The sequence below is a fragment of the Endozoicomonas sp. SESOKO2 genome, from assembly GCF_024606245.1.
Classification (GTDB): Bacteria; Pseudomonadota; Gammaproteobacteria; order Pseudomonadales; family Endozoicomonadaceae; genus Endozoicomonas_A.
In genome coordinates this window covers 1-3,983 of record NZ_JAHHPQ010000785.1, presented here as the reverse complement: position 1 = coordinate 3,983, position 3,983 = coordinate 1, and the positions used below count along the sequence as shown (strand labels likewise).

The following is a 3,983-nucleotide window of genomic DNA, read 5'->3' as shown; positions in this document are numbered from 1 at the left end:
AAAATCGAAAGTTGTCAGGCAGGGTATTGTCTTACCGCTGCTGAATGCTGATTCCGTCAGACCCAGTGCGGCATCCAGAGCTTGTTGCTTGAGAGAGTGCTGCTGCGTGAAGGTGTTCATATCGGCCAGAACATTGACCTGTCTCGGCGAGAACTGGAAGGGACCGCCATCATTTTCGACAGCTTTTTCTGCAGCCTTCAGGACTTCCCTCATTCTCCCAATGTCTGCTTTCCTGGCTCCAATCTCACTTCTAAGGTGAAGCCGTTCCTTAAGCAGTTGACGGATCTTGCCGCCATTACCATCATACCCGCCCAGCTGTAAAAGTTTTTCTAGCAGGGCACTAATCCGGTGTTCACAGGTGTCAGTGGAGTCTGGTTTGAGACCCGCAGCTTCTTCAGTGGCGTCAAGCGCCGCTTCATGATGATCCACCAGAGCTTTTTGTGCTTTTGATACAGCATCACTTGCCTGCTTCAAGATTAAGCCCAGCCTGTCCATTTCGTTCATATGCAGAGTTTTAGCTTTCTGATCGATGTCGCCAGGATCGATCATCTCCTTTTCTTTAAGCTCCAGCTTTTCTTTTGCATTCCACTGTTCAATCTGTGCATTCACCAAATCACTGCTTTTTATGTAGTGCTGATCTACGAATTTCCTGATTTGAAAGTACTTTCTCTTGGCTAAAAACAGTTCACCCAATGCTTCATTATCTTCGTTCTGAACATGAGAATCTGTATTGGCAAGGCCAATACAGTAAAGAGCGTTTTCCACTGAACCGAATTCATCCTTTATCTGGATGCTCAGACCTGTTTTGGCATTCAGTTCATTAAGGATTTCACCTTGTCTTTCTCTGCCGTATCCCCGCAGGAAATGACTGAAGTCCCTTAATCGCTCCTCAGAGGTTTGTTCGTCAACAGCAGCCAGATCCAACTCGATCTGAACTTGTTTCATTGCCTGATTGAGAGCCATGTTCTCTTCATCCAGGAGATCCCGGAGGTCAGCAGGTTGACCCGCAAATAACAGGTGTTTGCCACTAACAGCAATCAGCCTGCGATGAACGGCTGCCAGTTCACTTTCAGCTTGTTGTATTGTTTGTCTGGCGCTGGCTACCTCGCGATCAAGAACGTATCGGGGTTTAGGTCCCAGGCGAGCCATTTGTCTGTCAAGCTCACCTTCAATGGCTGCGATATGCTCATTAACGGTGGTAACACCTACTTTGGGAACTTCTTCATAAAGCTCTTGGAGTTTTTCTTTAATTAAAATATTCTGGTCGTTTATACCGGCGTCATCTTCATAGGACTTAATGTTGAGTTGATGAGCGATTTCATTGTTTCTGCTTCTTCTGACATCTTCATCGCCAAAGGCTTCGTCTACTTCTTCCATTAATGCCAAAATATTTTTTTCAAGAACATACTTTTTTTCAGGCAGGTAGGCTTTTCTTCTGAATATTATTCCCAGATCATTGGCCAGTTTAGCCACGAAAGCCCCGCCTTTTTCATCAGCCTCTTCGCGGACAAAGTCGTAGATGTGCAGCTTGTCCTCTATAATTTTGAGTATACTTGACTGTCTTGTTGCGGCTCGGCTGCTCACATTTTCGACATAAAAGTCAAGATTCCTTTGAAGGTTCTGAAGTTCTGTGTTCCCGGCCTGGCTCCTGAATAGGATGTCTTCTTTCCGGAGTGAGTGCTTTATCGTATCGACCGTGGATTCTGAGACCTCACCGCTGTCAAGTTTTGTACGAACCCTGTCAAGCCTTGCGGTTTTGTCATCACCATTATTGACTTCTATTTTGAGTATGTCTTCTACTGTTTTCAGCATTTTCAGAGCCACTTCCTCTTCCTGCTGTCTGACTTTTGTCATCCTTGTCTGAATTTCCTCAGAAATGACGTTGCGACGGTAATACACATCGTCCTCACTATTGAGGTCATCCATATCAAGGGCTTTTTCCACATCAGACAGTTTTTCCAGTACCACAGGCATGGCTTTGGGGTGGCCTGGTGTTCTGATGTCTTTCAGTTCTTCTTCCAGATATTGAAGACTGCTGAACCTCTGATACATTGCTGTTTTCAGTGCATTGTCTTCTTCCGTGGTGCTGTCTTCATCCAGCCTGATACGTAAAATCAGTGCCAGACCATCTTGCTCGGTTTTGACGTCAGGTTCTTCCATGCAGCATTGAGCATTCAGTGCCTGGATTTTCTGAAGCAAATGTTCTTGATCTTTGCCGAGGGTAGTGCCCTGAGTATTCAGTGACTGAAGTCTGTCAAACAGGTTTTTTTGTTGAAGATTCAGTATATGTTTACTCTGTAGTTGAGCATTCAGTGTCTCAATTCTTTGAAGCAGTTGATTTAGTTGAGCGTCAATATCTACATTGCGATCAAAATTCTGAAGGTTTAAATGTTCGGCAATGGTTGCATAGCTGGCTTTGGTTTCGGCATCTCTTCTGGTTTTCTGGTGCTGAAGCCGTTCATAGATCTGAACTATACGCTGCTTGTGTTGCTGCTGAATGGCCTGAAGAATGTCACGTTGACGGGCTACCAGGTCATCTTCGTTTTCAGGAACCAGGCCCAGCTGACGTTCAGCGATAGCCATTGTCTCCCGGAATACAGCATCATAGGGTTCAACTGGGTGTTGTCGCAGACGCTCTTGAATGCACTGAAAGCGGGCATCCAGATCTTTTTCATCGATTTTAATAATACCGAGCTGGCGTTCTAGAGCCGGCAGTGTTGTTTCTATAGATTCTCCCTCAGGCTGTCCTGTTGTGGCCAACGCCTTGTTGATTGCATGAATTTTTATACTGATGAGTCTGGCTTGTTTTTCCAGTGACTGGCAATCATCCCAGTCTTCAATGCCAAGCTCTTCTGCCAGTCGAGCGTTGCGGGCTTTTGTGGCTTCTGCTCTGGCATTACGAATTTGTTTTTCCAGCCCCGGGATTCGTTCGACTTTCTGCCGAAATTCCCGTAACAGGCTTTGCTGTCTTTCCGATACGCCATGAAGCTGTCGAAGATCATGCTCAGCCTGATACTTAAGCTGAAGTACTATGAGCTTTTGCTTTTCAATGGCAGTGGCTTTCCCCAACATGATCTTTAAGTGGTTATTAACCTGGGTGAGTTTGCGTTCTCTTTTCAGCTGATCTATCAGTTTGCTGTCACTCTTGATCAGCTGCCTGGTCATGTCGCTCAGGACTTTGAAAGCAAAGCGGTCGTTGTCGTAAGAAACATCGAGCTGTGATTCGTCAACAACGGGTACAAGACCCATAATGCCCTGAACAACATTCTGATGACTCAGAAAGTCTCTAAGTAAGGGTTTGAAGCTGAAGTGTTTGGTCAGTTGAATCTGCAGCCAGGTTGGCGTGATAGCGGACGAGGCGGCTCTGATATGTTCCAGTGTGAATTCAAATTCTAATACCGTAATTGCCCGATCTTGATCAGCGGTGGCCAATGCCTGCTGGAGATATTCATAGAATGCAAGCGCACGTCCCGACACTCTATCTTCGTTTGTAAGCGTTGTCGGTTGATTTTTGCTCACTTCAGCATTGTGCCGTGCAACAAACTCCTCCAACAGTGCCATTTGCCTGCTTCGAATGACGTGCTGGAAGCTTTTGACGCGGAATATATTAATCTTTGTTACCCATGCAGGAGCCAGGTTATTGCCCTCAGCTTCTTTCCAGAGGTTGTGGAGCTTCTCTACAAAAGCAGTATCACGGGGGTTCAGCTTCTGACCATGAAAAACAATAACCTCCCCTGGAGTTTCTGCGACTTCCAGCTTTGGATAACCCGCAGGTACAGCAGAAACCTGTGCGTCATCCCCGACGTGTACAACATAGCCGACGGGTTTGCTGTGTGCCAACAGTTCATTTAGAGCCTGCTGTTGTAAATCCCCGCCCAGAACATGAACCTGGAAATAGGCTGAGGTAGCCGCTGCCAGGAGAGCCTCGTCATTGACAAAGAGTGATTGACCCAGACGTTGCAGTTCAGGGGGCTGATCGCCCG

General features: G+C 46.4%; 1 protein-coding gene. It reads right to left on the bottom strand.

Translation table 11 applies throughout. The features are described 5' to 3' along the window. On the bottom strand, positions 1 to 3,983 hold a 3,983-nt coding region (locus KDK17_RS18690), incomplete at both ends, for a hypothetical protein (protein WP_257288777.1).